This is a genomic window from Paraburkholderia fungorum, assembly GCF_046027215.1.
Taxonomy (GTDB): domain Bacteria; phylum Pseudomonadota; class Gammaproteobacteria; order Burkholderiales; family Burkholderiaceae; genus Paraburkholderia; species Paraburkholderia fungorum_D.
Genome location: NZ_JAQQEN010000002.1, coordinates 553,738 through 570,043 on the forward strand (window position 1 = coordinate 553,738; position 16,306 = coordinate 570,043).

Sequence of the window (16,306 nt, forward strand, 5' to 3'; positions counted from 1 at the left end):
GCGCGGCCGCACCGTCTCTCGACGGCGCTTATGAATTCATCGTTCTTTACGCCAGCCGATATTGGCGAATCACGTCGGCATCGGGTTCGAGACCGAGACCTGGTCCCTGAGGGACGGTGATCGCGCCATGGGTGGGGATAATTGCGTCGCCGTAGAGTTGTGCCTCGAGGTCGAAATAGCGCCATTCGACCAGCGCGCCGGGACCGCCCAGTGCCGCGCTCGCGTGCACACTGGCGAGCAGGCCTGGACCGTCGTAGAAGGTATGGACCATGACGGTGACGTTATGAGCGTTCGCCAGCGCGTAGACCTTTTTCAGCTCGGTGAGGCCGCCCATCTTCGCGGGGCTCGGCTGAATGAAGTCAACCGAGCGTGCTTCGAGGAGGTGCTGGAAATCCATCAGGGTCGACGCGTTCTCGCCGGCGGCAACGGGAATGCCGCCTTCCTGCCGGATGCGCGCGAGCCCCGAATAGTTTTCAGGCGGCCAGACGGGCTCTTCCAGCCAGCGCAGGTTGAAGGGGCACAGCTTGCTGGCCATGTCGAGCGCTTCGCGCACGGACCACGGGCAATTGACGTCGAGCGTGATATCGATGTCGTCGCCGGCGGCCTCGCGAGCGGCACGTACGCAGTCGACGTCGATCTCGTGCAGCTTGAGATGGCGAAAGCCACTTTTGAGCGCACGGCCGACGTTCTCGCGCACAAGAGCCGGGTCCGAGTAGCGGATGAGGCTGGCGTAGCAGGGCAGCGAGACTGCGTCGCTGCCACCGAGAAGCTGATAGACGGGCTTGTTCGCGACCTTGCCGGCGATGTCCCAGAGTGCGATGTCGATGGCGGAAAGCCCGTAGATAAAGGCCCCGCTGCGCCCGAAGATATGAAACTTCTTCTGCATGTCGAGCATCAGCTTTTCAAGCTGGGTTGCATCCTGTCCGATTACCTGCGGGGCGAGGATGGTGTCGATCACCACCTTGACGGCCGGGATGGCGGTGAAGCCGAACGTTTCCCCCCAACCGGTTACGCCGGTATCGGTGGTGACCTTGACGATCAGCGAGTCTACGGTTTGCAGACCCGCGCTACCCCATGCTGCCGCAGCGGATTGGCCGCCCGCGGTGAAGGGAATGCGCAGTGGGATGGACTCTATGCTGGCAATCTTCACGATGTTTCTTCCTGATGATTTCCAGAAAAGCTTGGCAGAACAATACTGCCCAGTTCGTCAAGGATTTCCGCGTACGGTCGAGGTGTGACCTTGGGATTGAGCGCAACGTGGTTGACGCCGGCGTCTCTCGCCTGTTCGAGAAGGTCGCGGAGTGCCCGGCTGCCGATGGCAAATCCACCTCTAATTCGCTTGAATGGATAAGTGGGCGTGCGATGAAGATAAAGAAATCCGCCGAAACCAAGTGGTTTGAATTCGTCACCACCGGACGCGTGCTGTACCGCGTCCCGCCACTCGCTTCCGAAGCTGTCGAGCCCTTCAGGATCGGGAGCGAAACCGAGGAAGCCGTCCATGTTCCCGGCGATCCATGCCAGCGTCTGCTGCGAGCGCCCAACGGCAATGGCCGGCGTGCGGCCGTATGGCGGTTTGGGAAGCATGTCCAGCGAGCCGGATGACTCGCCGAAGTAACGTGACGTGAAGCGCGGAAACGCACGTTCGCTTACGTTCCGATAGATGTTGAATGCCTCTTTAAACCTGTCGCCTCGCGTGTCGAAATCGATCCCGAAGACCGGATATTCAGAAGGACGGTCACCGGAAGACATGCCGGCTACCAGCCGTCCGTCGGTCAGATGGTCTAGCGAGTTAAGCTGCTTTGCCAGCAGTAGAGGTTCGCGCATCGGAAGAACGATACCAGCCGTGCCGAGCGTGATGTTACGGGTAGCCGCGGCCAGATGGGTGAGATAGATCAGCGGGTCGAAGATCTGGCCAACGTCGCCGTAGGCAGGGTCATAAAATGGAATGTCGCGTGCCCACAAGGCGGCCACCCCGAGATCTTCGGCCTGGCGCGCCATGGCGATGTGATCGCGCATTGTCGGTTGCGGCGCATCCGGATGGGTTTCGAGCGGCAGAATAAGGCCGACCGTCAGTTCATGTTGGCGAAACACCCGCCTGTATCCCGGATGCAGGTCGAAACGAACGGCGCTAGTGGCCGAACTTTCATACGCGAGGTTGGCGGACATATCCATTGCACTTCCTTAAGTCTTTGCACGAGGGTACCTGGGTTTCCGTCTGGAGGCCCTCATGCTGGCCCGCTCCCATCACGAGGAGCAGACCAGATTGCTGATACGGCACCTACTTGAGTGCGCGCTGCCTGCGAAATTCGGCAGCCGGAAGGCCGCCCCAGCCCCAGTTTTCCATTTCGACCTCTTCGATGACAACAAACGTCGCCTCGAGAGGTTTATTCAGGACGTTGAGCAACAGATCACTGACGCCCTTGATGAGTTGAGCCTTTTCCTCGGCTGTCACTGAATCATTGCCGGGTTTGCTACCTTCGCGGGTGACCTGGATCGTGACGATAGGCATGGCGCCATCCTGTTTTCTAGGGATGAAGAAGCACCGACTTGCGGCGCCCGGGAAGTTTTAGTGGCCGGCACTCTGGCCGCCATCGACATGCAGGATTTCGCCCGTGACGAACGGTGCCGAGTCAAGAAACAGGATGGCGTTGACGATATCGCTCATCTCACCCATGTGTCCCACCGGATGGAGGGCACCCAACGCTGCGTGAGTTTCCGGCGCATGCATCGGCGACTTGATGATCCCCGGCGAGACGGCATTCACGCGAATACCTTTCTTGGCGTACTCAATCGCCAGCGACTTCGTGGCGGCGTTCAGACCACCTTTGGTCAGCGATGCCAGGACGGAAGGCACACCGTCGATCGCGTGGTCAACGAGACTGGTCGAAATGCTCACTACGTGACCGCTCGAATGTTTTTCCATTTCGGCAATGGCGAGTTGCGTGACGTAATAGAAGCCCGCCATATTCACGTTCATCACAGCGGCGTAGTCTTCGGCGGTGTATTGGGTAAAGGGCTTCGCGACGAAGATGCCGGCGTTGTTCACCAGCGTGTCGATGCGGCCAAAGCGTGCCACACCTTCAGAAATGACACGTTTAGCGGTGGCCGGGTCGCCGATATCGCCGGCGATGGTCAGGATGTTCGAATCGTCCGATGGTTTGATCGAACGCGCGGTGGCGACGACACGATAGTCCAGCTTTCGGAATGCCTTCACCACCTCGGCGCCAATGCCTTGCGATGCGCCAGTAACAACCACAACCTTTTGTGACGTGCTCATGCTGAACCTCGAAAATTGGTTTGTTCGGCTTCAGGCGCCGATCGGGCCGACGGCTCCGATACAGGCTAAATGTAGGCGCATTGAACGAGGTTTCGAATACCCGCACTGGACAAACAGTCTTGCGCAGCGAGAACAAATCAACATTCCGCTGCAGGGCTTGCTGGGTCGCCTTCGCGCAGTGGTTGTCCGCGCATTGGGGCAGAAAAAGCGCCCGCGCATCGTCATCTCCACGCCGTCTCGCAACATCGCTCCTGATGCCTCGTTTCTTGTGCGGAAACAATGCCTGTGTTTCATTTCGATCCAGAAAATGCGCGCTTCGCGGAAATGAGGCACCATTTGCTACCGCCAACGGCACGCCATCATGGTTTGATTTCGATAGGGTCGGTAAGGGCAGCATGGACACGTTGCGCAACATGAAAATCTTTGTCGGAGTGGTCGAGGCAAAGAGCTTTACCGCGGCCGCGCATCAACTGGATGCGACGACAGGCTATGTTTCGCGCTCAATTTCCGAACTCGAATCCCATCTGCGTACTCGCCTGGTGAACCGGACGACTCGACGCATCGCGCTGACGGAGGCGGGTGAGCGCTATCTTCAGCGGTGCTACCGGATCATGGCTGAGATCGAGGAAGCGGAAGCGGAGGCGTCGGACGCACACGCGAAGCCGGTGGGTACGCTTCGGGTTCACGCGATGTCGAGCCTGGGCCAAACCTATTTGATTCCCGCGATCGCAGCCTATCAGGCGCGCTATCCAGCCGTCACGGTCGAACTGACTCTCTCGCAAAACGTCCCTGACCTGATCGAAGATGGGTATGACGTGGCATTGCGCGTCGCGCCGGATTCGCTTCCCGATTCCGCGTATATCTCGCATCGGCTGGGTAAGCTATACAGTGTTCTATGCGCGTCACCCGCGTACCTCGAGATTCACGGCACGCCTGAGACGGTCGAGGATTTATCGCATCACACCTGTTTGCAGGTTGCCATTCCAGTGTTCCCAGCGGATCGCTGGCTGCTTGAGGGCGCAAACAATCAGTATGAGTTCCGCTTGCCCGATAGCCGGTTCAAGGTGAATGTTCCAGACGCAATGGCCGCTGCCGTGCAGGAAGGCATGGGAATCGGCGCCTTACCTACGTTCGCTATCCGGTCTCTGCTCCGCTCAGGCGCGCTCGTGCGAGTCTTGCCGGAATATCATCTGCAAACACTGAATGTCTTTGCCGTCTATGCGTCAAGGCATTACCTCGATGCCAAAATCAGGACCTGGATCGAGTTCCTGCGCGAGTGGATGGGTGCTGTTCTGAGTACCGACGCTGAAGCGGTCGGAGGAGCGTCGAAACCGGCGCAATTGACGGCACGCGTGTGCGCCGCTACCGATGGCCTGGATGCGGAGTGAAAGCGTCGATTTGGCCACAACAATCAACTTCTGTTACTTCTGACATGACAATCACGTTGCATACATGGAATACGCCGAACGGTCGAAAGATCAGCGTTGCGCTTGAAGAGATGGCATTGCCGTACACCGTAAAAACGGTGAACATTCTTGCGGGCGAACAGCACGATCCTGAATTCCTGCGGATTAGCCCGAATAACCGTATCCCTGCGATCGTCGATACCGAGGGGCCAGGTGGCCAGCCCATCAGCGTTTTCGAGTCCGGCGCCATCCTGCTCTATCTTGCGGAGAAGACGGGAAAGTTTTTGCCTGATGGCTTGAGAGAGCGAGTGCCGGTCCTCGAATGGTTGATGTGGCAGATGGGTGGCTTCGGGCCGATGCCGGGACAGGTCCATCATTTTCGCGGAGTCGAGGCCGAGGAAGACCGGCGCTACGGGTTGAAACGTTATTCCGCCGAAACGCGGCGACTCTATACCGTTCTCGAGCGTCGGCTGTCGTCGACCGAGTTCGTTGCCGGTGACATTTCAATCGCCGACTTCGCGGTACTTGGCTGGGCGTGGCGGCACGAACGTCACCTGATCTCGCTCGACGAATTCCCCGCGGTCAAGCGCTGGTACGACGTGATGTGCGCCAGGCCGGCCGTTCAGCGCGGACTCTCGGTGAAGATCGACGACCTGAAGGAATAATCGGGCAGCCCTCTACCTGCGAGGGTGCCCAGCATGATCGGCCTTGCGTCCCCATGGTCGCTGGGTCGATACGCGTGGCGATCTTTTCACCAGACGCATGGGCAGTCGCGATTCATTGTCGATCACCCCATGCGGTCTGCCGCGATCGAAGTTGACAGTGGATCAAATAAAACATGCCAACGCCGCGATAACGAGTGCCGCGGCAGCGGCCATCAGCGGCTGATTGAAAGACTGCGTGTGGGAGAAAAGCTGATTGGCCGCCAACGGTCCGAGAATCTGTCCGATACCGTAAGTCGCGGTCAGGGTACCCATGATATTGAATTTGACGTGATGCGCGACTCGCTTCGCCGCCGGCATGGCGATGGTCACCGTTCCCATAAAGGTGCCGCCGACCAGAACCGCGCTGCCGAGGAATGCCAGTGCCAACGGACTGACGACAGGAAGGACCACGCCCACCGCCTGCACGATCAGGTTGGTTGCCATGGCGACGCGACTTCCCAGCCTGTGATGAAGCCAGTGCCAGAGGAAGCACGACGGGGCGGCCCCGAGGCCAAATGCTGCCCAGACATGAACCGGGTTGGTATGCTCAAGGGCGTTCCGCACGAGAAGTGGCAGATACGTCGCCGTCACGATATAACCGAAGCCGGCGAGTCCATAAATAAGGATCAGGATCCAGGGCCCGATTGTGGACTGTGCTGTTGCGGTCGATCCAGCGCTTGCGTGGTGTTGGGTGGCGTGAATGCTCGCCTTGCTGGTCACCTTTGACCACGCGAGCGAGCAGAGAATGACCGCGGCGAGCGCGAGAAGCATCCAGAGACCTGCGCTGCTCAAACCGGCGGTCCCACCGAACGCAATCAACTCGGCCGACACGACAATTCCAAGCCCGACCCCTGCATACAGGACCGGTGCGCCATGATGGTAGCCGATCACATGGAACAGCCAGATGGACGCTGCAATCATGGAAACGGCGCTCATGGCGCCAGCAACAAATCTGTCGGCAACAACAAATGCTGTGCCAAGGTGAAGAGAAAGCAGAGCAAGGCACGCGAGCGTGCCGAGCATCGACAACTGGCAAAGGCGCGCGGCGTGTCGATGATCAAGGCGGCTGGCGATCAATGCGCCAACCAGATAGCCAGCATAGTTGGCCGAGGCGGCCAGCGAGCCGCCTGCAACACTGATCACGGCCTCCTTCACCATCAGCGGATACATGCCGGTAAACGAGAACCGGCCAAAACCCATTCCCACAGCGAGGATCAATGCACCGGCGAGTGTCTCCAGAATTGGAGCACTGTCGAACTGCGTCACCGTCTTGTCCATGTTGGTACTTCCATTGTTCATTTCTTTGCCTGAATTCGGACCCGTTCGGGCGGGGATAATCTCTCAGGGTGGGAAATAGAACAACGCGCGCTGGGTTAACACTCTTTTTACTAACCGCGACGCTTAGTGGACAACATCAGGGCGGGAAGCCGCCCGCGAACGTTTCGCGGAGATAGGCGACAAAGAGTCCGACTGCTCGCGGCACGTGCGGAGCGTACGGCCGGACGATATACAGTTGTTCGGCGAAGCTACCAACAGGGCGCCAATCAGGTAAGAGAACGACCAGTTTTCCTGACCGGATCGCCGCCTGCGCGGTGAAATCAGGCAGGAGCGCGATGCCCAGATCATCAAGCGCTGCGTCTCGCAGAGCTTCGCTATTGTTTGCGGAAAATGGGCCGTTCACGGTAATCGAAACCGGCTCGGTATTTGTTTTGCGCGCTGTCTTTCGCTCGAACGACCAGATGCCCGACCCCAAGGGACGGGGGTAGAACAGGCAGTCATGCGTCGAAAGATCCGCAGGTGACGCCGGTTGACCCCGGCGTTTCAGGTATGCGCGGGTCGCGACGATGACCGAATGCGTGTCGCAAAGCTTCCATGCCACGTGCGTCTCGGGAGCGTGGACGCTATGTCTGATCGCTAGATCGAAACCTTCGGTGGCAATTGAGGCAATCCGGTCGGAAACCTCGAGTTGTACCCGAACCTCAGGATTCGCTCGCAGGAATGCGGACATTTTCGGCACCAGTTGTTGCCGAACGAATGCGACGGGTGCCGTCACCCGGATCAATCCGCGTGCCACGCCCGCCATTTCCCTGACGGTGGAGAAACTGGTCGCGATATGTTCGTAATCCAGACGCGTGCTATCGACGAGCCGCTGCCCCGCTTCAGTGAAGCGCACGCTGCGCGTGGTGCGTTGCACCAGTGCGACACCCGTGGCTCGCTCCAGTTCGGCGATATGCTGGCTCATTGCTGCTTTGCTAACGCCAAGGCGGGCCGCCGCAGCCGTGTAGGTGCCATGTTCCGCAAGAACCGTCAGCCAGTGCAAATGGGTCCACAGGCCTTCAACCTTTCGTGTATCCATACGTCTATTGTTCACCCTGGAAAACAATCATTTCAATCTTAACGCCTTTCCAGACTGGAAGGAGGTTCCTAAACTTCACTCATTGCCAACCAGTCAAGTGGAGTCGAGATGCAAGCATTTAACGATACTGCAGATGTTACACATTTCATCGGCGGTGAAGCCGTGCGGGGAACCGGGGCGCGTACTCAGGCAATCTTCAACCCGGCGACCGGCGAGACGCCGCGGAGCCTTTTGATTGGCGACGCCGCGGACGTGGACGCTGCCGTTGCAAGCGCGAAGGCCGCGTTTCCGAAGTGGAGCAACACGCCGCCGATCCGCCGCGCCCGCGTGATGCTGCGCTTTCTCGAGTTGATGAACCGGCACCGCGACGAACTGGCCGCAATCATCACCGCTGAACACGGAAAGGTCTTTTCTGACGCGCAAGGCGAGGTGTCACGCGGGATCGATGTCATCGAATTTGCCTGCGGTATTCCTCAACTGCTGAAGGGCGACTACACGGAGCAGGTTTCTACAGGGCTGGATAACTGGACAACACGCCAGGCGCTCGGCGTTGTCGCAGGCATCACGCCATTCAATTTTCCGTGCATGGTGCCGTGCTGGATGTTCCCCGTTGCGATTGCGGCGGGCAATGCGTTCATTCTGAAGCCAAGTGAGCGTGATCCCTCCGCGTCGTTGTTCATGGCAAGGCTTTTGAAGGAAGCGGGCCTGCCCGACGGCATCTTCAATGTGGTTCAGGGCGACAAGGTTGTTGTCGACGCGCTGTTGGCGCATCCTGACGTAAAGGCTGTCAGCTTCGTGGGATCGACACCGATCGCCAACTACATCTACGAGACCGGTGCGCGGAACGGCAAGCGCGTTCAGGCTCTCGGCGGTGCCAAGAATCACATGGTGATCATGCCCGATGCCGATATCGATCAGGCCGTCGACGCGCTGATCGGAGCGGGCTACGGCTCCGCTGGCGAACGATGCATGGCGATCTCCGTTGCCGTTCTCGTTGGCGACGTCGCGGACAGAATCATCCCGAAGCTTGCCGAACGGGCGCGCAAACTGGTCGTCAAGAATGGCATGGAAGCGGATGCCGAAATGGGACCGATCGTCACGCGCCAGGCGCTCGAACGCATCGAAAGCTACATTGGGATTGGCATCGAAGAGGGCGCGAAGTTGATTGTGGATGGCCGCGGTCTGAAAGTAGACGGTCACGAAGGCGGATTCTTTACAGGCGGTACGCTTTTCGACAACGTCAAGCCAGACATGAGAATCTATAAGGAAGAGATCTTTGGACCGGTCCTGAGTTGCGTTCGTGTCAAGGACTTCAGTGAAGCAGTTGATCTGGTCAATGCTCACGAGTTTGGCAACGGCGTCGCCTGCTACACGCGGGATGGCCACATTGCTCGCGAATTCGGGCGCCGTATCGAGGTGGGCATGGTGGGGATTAACGTGCCTATCCCCGTCCCGATGGCATGGCATGGTTTCGGCGGCTGGAAGCGCAGCCTGTTCGGCGACACCCATGCCTACGGCGAAGAGGGGGTCCGGTTCTACACGAAGCAGAAATCCATCATGCAACGCTGGCCGGAGAGCATTGAAAAGGGCGCTGAATTCGCAATGCCGACGGCGAAGTAAGTCGCTGTCTTCCTGGACTGACTGAGCAAGCGCCGCATGCAGTATTGTGCGGCGCTTGCATTTCGTTCAGCGGTGTTGGTTGTCAATGCGCGAGCAAGTTCATCGCCGCATTGGCCAGAGCCGGGAATGCCTCGCCGCGCTGGTCCGAGCCTGGTTACACGGTGTAAAGACTGAATTGAGGCCCACTGCGTTTGTGATGTCGCAGCGACGGCTTATAGTCTGTGCACGACGTGCTTTCCCTCGGTGCATCGGATGGATTCCTGTCCTCCTGGATTGGATGCACCTGAGCGTTCGGCAAGTTGAGAAAGGCGCGTGCCGTTTTCTTGCATGGTTGATGAATGAATTGGAAAAGCGATGAAACTTATATTTGTAGGTGATCCGATGTGCTCCTGGTGCTACGGCTTCGGCAAGGAGATGACGTCGATTGTTGAAAGCATGCCCGAACTCGAAGTACAGATTGTGCTGGGCGGTATGGGCGCAGGTTCGACGCAGGTTCTGGATGACGCCGGCAAGCAGTTCCGTCTGACGCACTGGGCGCGTGTCGAGCAGATGAGCGGTGCGGAGTTTAATCGCGATGCGTTACTCGCACGGAAGAACTTCGTATACGACACGGAGCCGATCTGCCGCGCGGTGGTTACCGCCCGCGTGATGGCGCCTTCGGTGGATCTGTTGAGCGTCTTCCGCGCCTTCCAGCGAGCGTTCTACGTTGATGGACTCGATACGACCGACGGCAAGGTGTTGGCCGAGGTCGGCGCCGCGTCGTTGCAATCGGCAGGCTTTGACACCGATGCGGAGGCATTCTTCTCGCGCTGGTCCTCGGACGAAGTCATCCAGGCGACGCGCGCGGATTTTGCGCTCACGCAGAATCTGGGTGTCACGGGTTTCCCGACGTTGCTAGTCGAGTGGAATGGCAAGCTCGGCCGTATTGGCTCGGGTTTCATGCCGGCTGCGCAGGTTAGACAGACTCTCGCTCGTCTGGCTGCCTGACCGCACAAAGCCGCCGCCTGTCCCGGTTTTTCCGGGGATGGCAAAGTGCGGACAATATATTCCCGGGCGGTAATGATGGCCGCTCGCGGTATCAGTATCGGCCGGGGGCACACTGTGACAGTTCGTTGACCCGCCATGCGCGGCGTATCGCCCGCAGGGCGATCGGACCACATTCCAGCACGGAGTCGCCCGCAGTTTTGAATCGCCGGTATTCGAGGGATTTCCACCCTGGAAAGAGAGTTTTGCCCGTCCGCCGGTTGACCTGACGTTCGCTCAGACTGAACATTCGCCTCAGACGTATCCTTGATCGAGAATTTGACTGAGGGCGAAATGGACTTGTCATCGCTAGAAATATTCTGTGCCGTTGCGACGGAGCAAAGCGTCACTCGGGCGGCTCATAATCTGGCACGCGTACAGTCAAACGTGACTACGCGAGTCCAGCAGCTCGAGGACGAACTGCGGGTCAAGCTCTTCTCGAGGAGCGGCAGGCGGATGACGCTGACCCCCAGCGGGCGAAGAATGCTAGAGTACGCCCAACGTCTGTTGTCGCTTGCCGAAGAAGCACGCTCAGCAATGAATCCGGAAAGTATGGCCGGACCGCTGCGCATTGGTGCGTTGGAAAGTACTGCCGCTGCGCGCCTCCCGGCGCTTCTGTCTGGATACCACACCATGTGGCCACAGGTCGAACTCGAAATTGCCATAGGCACGTCTCGCTCGCTAGCTGAGGACGTGGAGGGCGGACGTCTCGACTGCGCGTTTGTGGCCGATGCCCGTATTTTCGATTCCCCAGAACCTGATTGCAGGATTGCCGGCCGCGGGCTCAGTGCAACGCTTGCTTACCATGAAAATATGGTGCTGGTGCTGCCGCCCAATCACCCAGCGGTGAAGGGGCCAGGCGACCTCAGGGTTAAGACGCTGGCTGCGTTTCCTGATGGCTGCACTTATCGCAGCGTGCTGGAGCGCTGGTTATCCTCCAGGGATTTCGACGGGAATCGCAACTGGAAGGTCCTTGAGCTCGCTTCCTATCATGCCATTCTCGCTTGTGTCGCGGCCGGTGCCTGTTTCGCGCTTTGTCCGAAATCGATATTGGAACTGCAGCGCACCCCGATGGATGTCCGTACGCAGGAGATTGCCACTGTCGATACGTTTCTCATCGCGCGACCTGGTTACAGCAGCGGGCCATACAAGGAGTTGCTCAAATTTCTTCCTGGCGGCGCCTGACTTTGGCCTGATGGAACGCAACGATTCGTTGTCTTCCAGGCGCGCCGCCATCTTATGTCTGAGAGACCATGCAGCGTCAATTTGAAGATCTTCTTCTGGGCAGTATCGAACTTTTTTGCCTCGCGGCTGAATTGGGGAGCTTCACTGTCGCCGCCAATGCGGCCAGTGTGACGCCTGCGGCAGTCAGCCGTTCGGTCGCGCGGCTTGAGAAGCGCCTCGGTGCACGATTGTTCGTCCGGACAACCCGGCAAATCCGCTTGACGGACCTGGGAAAGAGATACTTTGAACAATGCCGTTCGGCACTCAGTCAGTTGGCTGACGCGGAGCGCGAAGCGACGGGGCAACAGACTACGCCGGCCGGTGTCCTCAGACTCAGCATGCCAACGCCGTACGGTCACTATCGCGTCCTGCCCCTTCTGCCAGAGTTTCGCGAGCGCTATCCCGAGGTTACGCTGGAAATGCACCTGAGTAACCGCAACATCGACTTCGCCGATGAAGGCTTTGATCTGGCGATCAGAGGGCGGGCTCCGCGCGACTCGGGCCTTATTGCGCGGAAACTCGAAGACTCGGAACTGGTGGTCGTGGCGTCGCCCGCGTATCTGCGAGCCGCAGGAAAGATTGAGACTCCTGACGATCTGATCAACCACGACTGCATCCAGTTCGAACTGCCGAGTACGGGCCGCAATATTCCGTGGCAGTTCAACCGTGACGGCGACGCCGTCGAAATCACCACGCGCGGCGGATATGGATCTTCAGGCGATGTGCTCGCGGGCGTGACACTGGTGCGCCACGGTGCCGGCTTATTTCAGACCTATCGATTCATTGTTGAAAAGGACATCGCGAACGGAACGCTCACGGAAGTGCTGACGCCCTACGGAGGCTGTTCGCGGCCATTTATTCTGCTTTATCCGCATGGCCGGCATCTCTCGTCACGCGTGCGGAGCTTTGTGGACTTTCTGATGGAGAAGTTGGGTAAATAGAAGGCCTGTCAGACATTGACTGTTTTCAGAAGGACTCGAGCAGACGCCGCCAATCCTGCACGATGCTACCCACACTCTGCTCAACCCCTGCTTTCGGAACCGGACTTCGACTAGCGTTGCAATGGCGTTTCTGCCTCGGCGCAGTTCAGGCTACCGGGATATGTAACCAATGCTATTTGAAGAGGACGGAACATGACTAATCAGACTGACAATGCGTTGTTGCGTTTGCTAGGTATCGAGATACCCATCATTCAGGCGCCGATGGCCGGCGTCAATACCCCCGCGCTTGCCGCAGCCGTATCCAACGCAGGTGGCCTGGGTTCTCTGGGTGTCGGAGCAATGAATGCGGCAGGCGCTCGCAAGGTGATCAGGGAAACGCGTGCCTTGACGGATAAGCCGTTCAACATCAATGTTTTTTGTCATCGCCCCGCGACGGCTGATCAGGCGGTCGAGCGGCAGTGGCTAAACTGGCTTGCTCCCCGGTTTGAACAATTCGGCGCGGTGCCGCCCGCGTCGCTATCCGAGATCTACACGAGTTTCATTGCTGACCCGGCGATGCTCGAGGTTTTCCTCGAGGAAAAGCCGGCGGTTGTCAGTTTTCACTTCGGTTTGCCGTCGTCTGAAACGATTGATGCGTTGAAGAAGGCCGGAATCAAGCTTTTGGCTTCAGCGACAAACCTTAAGGAGGCTGCTGAGGTTGCGGCTTCGGATGTCGACGCCATCGTTGCACAAGGTATTGAGGCCGGCGGTCATCGCGGTGTCTTTGATCCTGAAGCGCCAGACGATCGGTTAGGCACGTTCGCGCTTACCCGACTGCTGGCCAAAGAATTCCAGCTACCGGTTATCGCGGCCGGGGGCATCATGGACGGCGCGGGGATCGCGGCGGTACTGGCGCTCGGCGCTCAGGCTGCACAGCTCGGAACCGCGTTTGTTGCGTGCCCGGAAACATCGATTGACGAAGGGTATCGCCGCGCACTGCTCGGTGAATCCGCTCGACACACCACCTTTACGACGGCAATCTCCGGACGGATCGCGAGAAGTTTGAGCAACCGGTTCACGGAGCTCGGCAACGACTTGCAATCGCCTGAACCGCCCGCGTATCCCATTGCCTATGACGCGGGGAAGGCACTGCATGCTGCAGCCAAAGCCAAGGGTGAATTCGGCTATGGCGCGCAGTGGGCGGGTCAGGCAGCAGCTCTCGCAAGGTCCTTGCCGGCGGCTGAGCTTTTTTCGCAACTGGTGAGCGAGTTGAATGAAAGTGTCCGGCAGCTGCAACGGTTTGCCGGCTAGAAACCTGAACGCCGATGACTACGGGTGCGACACCCGGGGTCATCGGCGTAATGGCTGCCGGGTTGTCAGGCCGCGGCGAGACCGCCATCAATGAGGTAGATTGAAGCGGAAAAGGTGACGATCGACAGAACGGTGCTGATCAGAATGGAGGTGGCAGCCTCGCTTCGGTACGCGCCCGCCTCGTTCGCAAACATTGCGGGTATCGTTGCTGACGGAAGCGCGCAAAGCAGGATCATCTGTTGCACATAGAGTCCCTTAACGGAGAGGACGAACGCTGCAGCGACCATGAGCGCCGGGTGCAGCAACAACTTGAGTCCGGTGTTCACCCAGACCTCGCGTGAAAGTTTCAGTTTCACGGAGGACATGATGAGTCCGAGACACAACAGTGAAACGCCGGGGGTTGCTTTCCCGAGAAGGTTAAGGGAATCCGCCATGACAGGCGGGAGCTTGATTGCGAGCAGCGAGCAAAGAATCCCGATCGCCGGAGCCCACATGAGCGGCCGGCGGACTGCCGCCGAGATACTGTCAACAAATGCCTTCGCCCCATTTCCCTTGCCGCTTGCGACAGTAAGAAGCATGGTGGTCAGCGGAATCATGATGAGGCTCGCAATCAGGTTGAGCACGAGCACCGAATAGAGGCTTCCCGGGCCGAACATGGTCTGCAGGATTGGAATGCCCATGAACGCGGCATCTGGATATCCGCAGACGAAACCCTTGAGCGTCGCCGCTTTGAGTTCGCGATATCGATACCATCCAAGCGCAAAGGCAGTCGCGTACATCCCCATAATGCCGATTAACGTTGCGATAACAAACCGGAAATCGAGCAACTGCGAGCGTGGCGTGCTGGCCATGCCGACGAGCAGAAGGGCGGGGAATATCCAGTTGAGAACAAGCCGGCTGATCAGAAGGCTATCTGAGTGATTCAGCTTGCCTCGTTTCCCGGCCAGATACCCAAGAACAATTACAAAGGCGACGGGCAGTATGGGCCCTACGATTCGATCCAGCATGAGTTTGACACTCCTAATGATTGATGGCGTGCGGCTCTGGGTAAGCGCGTTGTTCCGGTCACCCGGCAGCGTTGGGGCGGCCGCCCGGCGTGGTCCATTTTTCTGTAATGTGTTTTTCTTCTTTTTCTTCTTTTTCTTCCTGGTACCACCAGACCATGAAGATCGAAGGGCTGCACTTGTCCACGCCCGAGGAAGCGCCGCCGGCTAGCGGCGCTTCCTCGGGCGTGGCGTTGAACTCACGCCAGCCGATATTGGCGAATCACGTCGGCATCGGGTTCGAGACCGAGGCCTGGTCCCTGAGGAACGGTGATCGCGCCATGGGTGGGGATAATTGCGTCGCCGTAGAGTTGTGCCTCGAGGTCGAAATAGCGCCATTCGACCAGCGCGCCGGGACCGCCCAGTGCCGCGCTCGCGTGCACGCTGGCGAGCAGGCCTGGACCGTCGTAGAAGGTATGAACCATGACGGTGACGTTATGAGCGTTCGCCAGCGCGTAGACCTTCTTCAACTCGGTGAGGCCGCCCATCTTCGCGGGGCTCGGCTGAATGAAGTCAACCGAGCGTGCTTCGAGGAGGTGCTGGAAATCCATCAGGGTCGACGCGTTCTCGCCGGCGGCAACGGGAATGCCGCCTTCCTGCCGGATGCGCGCGAGCCCCGAATAGTTTTCAGGCGGCCAGACGGGCTCTTCCAGCCAGCGCAGGTTGAAGGGGCGCAGCTTGCTGGCCATGTCGAGCGCTTCGCGCACGGACCACGGGCAATTGACGTCGAGCGTGATATCGATGTCGTCGCCGGCGGCCTCGCGAGCGGCACGTACGCAGTCGACGTCGATCTCGTGCAGCTTGAGATGGCGAAAGCCACTTTTGAGCGCACGGCCGACGTTCTCGCGCACAAGAGCCGGGTCCGAGTAGCGGATGAGGCTGGCGTAGCAGGGCAGCGAGACTGCGTCGCTGCCACCGAGGAGCTGGTAGACAGGCTTGTTCGCGACCTTGCCGGCGATGTCCCAGAGTGCGATGTCGATGGCGGAAAGCCCGTAGATAAAGGCCCCGCTGCGCCCGAAGATATGAAACTTCTTCTGCATGTCGAGCATCAGCTTTTCAAGCTGGGTTGCATCCTGTCCGATTACCTGCGGGGCGAGGATGGTGTCGATCACCACCTTGACGGCCGGGATGGCGGTGAAGCCGAACGTTTCCCCCCAACCGGTTACGCCGGTATCGGTGGTGACCTTGACGATCAGCGAGTCTACGGTTTGCAGACCCGCGCTACCCCATGCTCCGGCGGCTGACTGGCCGCCCGCGGTGAAGGGAATTCGCAGTGGGATGGACTCTATGCTGGCAATCTTCACGATGACTCTTCCTGATAGTCTCAACTGATGTCTTGATTCGCCTCGTGCCGCCAGCGAACGACGGTGCCGACCGTCTGCGGATGATGGATGATATTAGACATCCTGTTGTCCTTCAACA

General features: G+C 58.9%; 17 protein-coding genes. 8 read left to right on the forward strand and 9 right to left on the reverse strand.

The window, feature by feature from the left end; all coding sequences use genetic code 11:
- Positions 1-46 precede the first annotated feature (46 nt).
- The 4 genes from PQR27_RS23170 to PQR27_RS23185 all read right to left on the reverse strand — a co-directional run bounded on the left by PQR27_RS23170 (position 47) and on the right by PQR27_RS23185 (position 3,277).
- The gene (locus tag PQR27_RS23170) at positions 47-1,150 is read right to left on the reverse strand and encodes a mandelate racemase/muconate lactonizing enzyme family protein (protein WP_408525978.1); all 1,104 of its coding nucleotides are present in this window, start codon (positions 1,148-1,150) and stop codon (positions 47-49) included.
- On the reverse strand, positions 1,147-2,172 hold the full coding sequence (locus PQR27_RS23175) for a TIGR03571 family LLM class oxidoreductase (protein WP_408525979.1): 1,026 nt from the start codon (positions 2,170-2,172) through the stop codon (positions 1,147-1,149). Before PQR27_RS23175 ends, PQR27_RS23170 begins: the two co-directional genes overlap by 4 nt.
- A 106-nt stretch (positions 2,173-2,278) precedes the next feature.
- Positions 2,279-2,509: a tautomerase family protein gene (locus PQR27_RS23180; protein ID WP_408525980.1), complete on the reverse strand. Its 231-nt coding sequence runs from the start codon at positions 2,507-2,509 to the stop codon at positions 2,279-2,281.
- Positions 2,510-2,566: 57 nt separating this feature from the next.
- Positions 2,567-3,277, reverse strand: a complete 711-nt coding sequence (locus PQR27_RS23185) for an SDR family NAD(P)-dependent oxidoreductase (RefSeq protein ID WP_408525981.1) — start codon at positions 3,275-3,277, stop codon at positions 2,567-2,569.
- Here PQR27_RS23185 and PQR27_RS23190 point away from each other — a divergent pair.
- From PQR27_RS23190 to PQR27_RS23200, 3 genes are all read left to right on the forward strand, one after another.
- Positions 3,276-3,605, forward strand: a complete 330-nt coding sequence (locus tag PQR27_RS23190) for a hypothetical protein (protein ID WP_408525982.1) — start codon at positions 3,276-3,278, stop codon at positions 3,603-3,605. The genes PQR27_RS23185 and PQR27_RS23190 overlap by 2 nt on opposite strands.
- Positions 3,606-3,672: 67 nt before the next feature.
- The gene (locus PQR27_RS23195; protein ID WP_408525983.1) at positions 3,673-4,665 is read left to right on the forward strand and encodes a LysR family transcriptional regulator; all 993 of its coding nucleotides are present in this window, start codon (positions 3,673-3,675) and stop codon (positions 4,663-4,665) included.
- A 44-nt stretch (positions 4,666-4,709) separates the two neighbouring features.
- Complete coding sequence (locus PQR27_RS23200) at positions 4,710-5,348, forward strand: glutathione S-transferase family protein (protein ID WP_408528276.1); 639 nt, start codon at positions 4,710-4,712, stop codon at positions 5,346-5,348.
- A gap of 162 nt (positions 5,349-5,510) precedes the next feature.
- Here the strand turns inward: PQR27_RS23200 and PQR27_RS23205 are convergent, their stop codons facing one another.
- Together PQR27_RS23205 and PQR27_RS23210 are read right to left on the reverse strand one after the other, a co-directional pair.
- Positions 5,511-6,665 carry a YbfB/YjiJ family MFS transporter gene (locus PQR27_RS23205; protein ID WP_408525984.1) on the reverse strand — a complete coding sequence of 385 codons (1,155 nt, stop codon included), beginning with the start codon at positions 6,663-6,665 and terminating at the stop codon, positions 5,511-5,513.
- A 136-nt stretch (positions 6,666-6,801) separates the two neighbouring features.
- Entirely contained in the window at positions 6,802-7,743 is a 942-nt protein-coding gene (locus PQR27_RS23210; RefSeq protein ID WP_408525985.1) for a LysR family transcriptional regulator, read from the reverse strand.
- Positions 7,744-7,851: 108 nt separating this feature from the next.
- On the opposite strand from PQR27_RS23210, the gene PQR27_RS23215 reads away from it, so the two are divergent.
- The 5 genes from PQR27_RS23215 to PQR27_RS23235 all read left to right on the forward strand — a co-directional run bounded on the left by PQR27_RS23215 (position 7,852) and on the right by PQR27_RS23235 (position 13,841).
- Entirely contained in the window at positions 7,852-9,363 is a 1,512-nt protein-coding gene (locus PQR27_RS23215) for a CoA-acylating methylmalonate-semialdehyde dehydrogenase (RefSeq protein WP_408525986.1), read from the forward strand.
- A 354-nt stretch (positions 9,364-9,717) separates the two neighbouring features.
- Entirely contained in the window at positions 9,718-10,350 is a 633-nt protein-coding gene (locus tag PQR27_RS23220; RefSeq protein WP_408525987.1) for a DsbA family protein, read from the forward strand.
- A gap of 330 nt (positions 10,351-10,680) precedes the next feature.
- Complete coding sequence (locus tag PQR27_RS23225) at positions 10,681-11,571, forward strand: LysR substrate-binding domain-containing protein (protein ID WP_408528277.1); 891 nt, start codon at positions 10,681-10,683, stop codon at positions 11,569-11,571.
- A gap of 68 nt (positions 11,572-11,639) precedes the next feature.
- On the forward strand, positions 11,640-12,551 hold the full coding sequence (locus tag PQR27_RS23230) for a LysR family transcriptional regulator (RefSeq protein WP_408525988.1): 912 nt from the start codon (positions 11,640-11,642) through the stop codon (positions 12,549-12,551).
- 192 nt (positions 12,552-12,743) lie between these two features.
- Positions 12,744-13,841 (forward strand): NAD(P)H-dependent flavin oxidoreductase, encoded by a 1,098-nt coding sequence (locus tag PQR27_RS23235; RefSeq protein WP_408525989.1) that lies wholly within the window; start codon positions 12,744-12,746, stop codon positions 13,839-13,841.
- Between the two features lie 65 nt (positions 13,842-13,906).
- Here the strand turns inward: PQR27_RS23235 and PQR27_RS23240 are convergent, their stop codons facing one another.
- From PQR27_RS23240 to PQR27_RS23250, 3 genes are read right to left on the reverse strand one after another with little or no spacing between them, the layout of a single operon-like run.
- Positions 13,907-14,848, reverse strand: a complete 942-nt coding sequence (locus PQR27_RS23240; protein WP_408525990.1) for an AEC family transporter — start codon at positions 14,846-14,848, stop codon at positions 13,907-13,909.
- A 58-nt stretch (positions 14,849-14,906) separates the two neighbouring features.
- Positions 14,907-15,032, reverse strand: coding sequence for a hypothetical protein (locus tag PQR27_RS23245; RefSeq protein WP_408525991.1), 126 nt, complete (start codon positions 15,030-15,032; stop codon positions 14,907-14,909).
- A 52-nt stretch (positions 15,033-15,084) separates the two neighbouring features.
- Entirely contained in the window at positions 15,085-16,188 is a 1,104-nt protein-coding gene (locus PQR27_RS23250) for a mandelate racemase/muconate lactonizing enzyme family protein (protein ID WP_408525992.1), read from the reverse strand.
- Positions 16,189-16,306 lie beyond the last annotated feature (118 nt).

What these genes read in the sequence shown, in the direction of transcription:
- PQR27_RS23215 (WP_408525986.1), top strand. Translation starts at nt 7,852, where the DNA reads ATGCAAGCATTTAACGATACTGCAGATGTTACACATTTCATCGGCGGT.
- PQR27_RS23190 (WP_408525982.1), top strand. Translation starts at nt 3,276, where the DNA reads ATGCTGAACCTCGAAAATTGGTTTGTTCGGCTTCAGGCGCCGATCGGG.
- PQR27_RS23210 (WP_408525985.1), bottom strand. Translation starts at nt 7,743, where the DNA reads ATGGATACACGAAAGGTTGAAGGCCTGTGGACCCATTTGCACTGGCTG.
- PQR27_RS23230 (WP_408525988.1), top strand. Translation starts at nt 11,640, where the DNA reads ATGCAGCGTCAATTTGAAGATCTTCTTCTGGGCAGTATCGAACTTTTT.
- PQR27_RS23240 (WP_408525990.1), bottom strand. Translation starts at nt 14,848, where the DNA reads ATGCTGGATCGAATCGTAGGGCCCATACTGCCCGTCGCCTTTGTAATT.
- PQR27_RS23205 (WP_408525984.1), bottom strand. Translation starts at nt 6,665, where the DNA reads ATGGACAAGACGGTGACGCAGTTCGACAGTGCTCCAATTCTGGAGACA.
- PQR27_RS23175 (WP_408525979.1), bottom strand. Translation starts at nt 2,172, where the DNA reads ATGGATATGTCCGCCAACCTCGCGTATGAAAGTTCGGCCACTAGCGCC.
- PQR27_RS23200 (WP_408528276.1), top strand. Translation starts at nt 4,710, where the DNA reads ATGACAATCACGTTGCATACATGGAATACGCCGAACGGTCGAAAGATC.
- PQR27_RS23195 (WP_408525983.1), top strand. Translation starts at nt 3,673, where the DNA reads ATGGACACGTTGCGCAACATGAAAATCTTTGTCGGAGTGGTCGAGGCA.
- PQR27_RS23185 (WP_408525981.1), bottom strand. Translation starts at nt 3,277, where the DNA reads ATGAGCACGTCACAAAAGGTTGTGGTTGTTACTGGCGCATCGCAAGGC.
- PQR27_RS23220 (WP_408525987.1), top strand. Translation starts at nt 9,718, where the DNA reads ATGAAACTTATATTTGTAGGTGATCCGATGTGCTCCTGGTGCTACGGC.
- PQR27_RS23235 (WP_408525989.1), top strand. Translation starts at nt 12,744, where the DNA reads ATGACTAATCAGACTGACAATGCGTTGTTGCGTTTGCTAGGTATCGAG.
- PQR27_RS23180 (WP_408525980.1), bottom strand. Translation starts at nt 2,509, where the DNA reads ATGCCTATCGTCACGATCCAGGTCACCCGCGAAGGTAGCAAACCCGGC.
- PQR27_RS23225 (WP_408528277.1), top strand. Translation starts at nt 10,681, where the DNA reads ATGGACTTGTCATCGCTAGAAATATTCTGTGCCGTTGCGACGGAGCAA.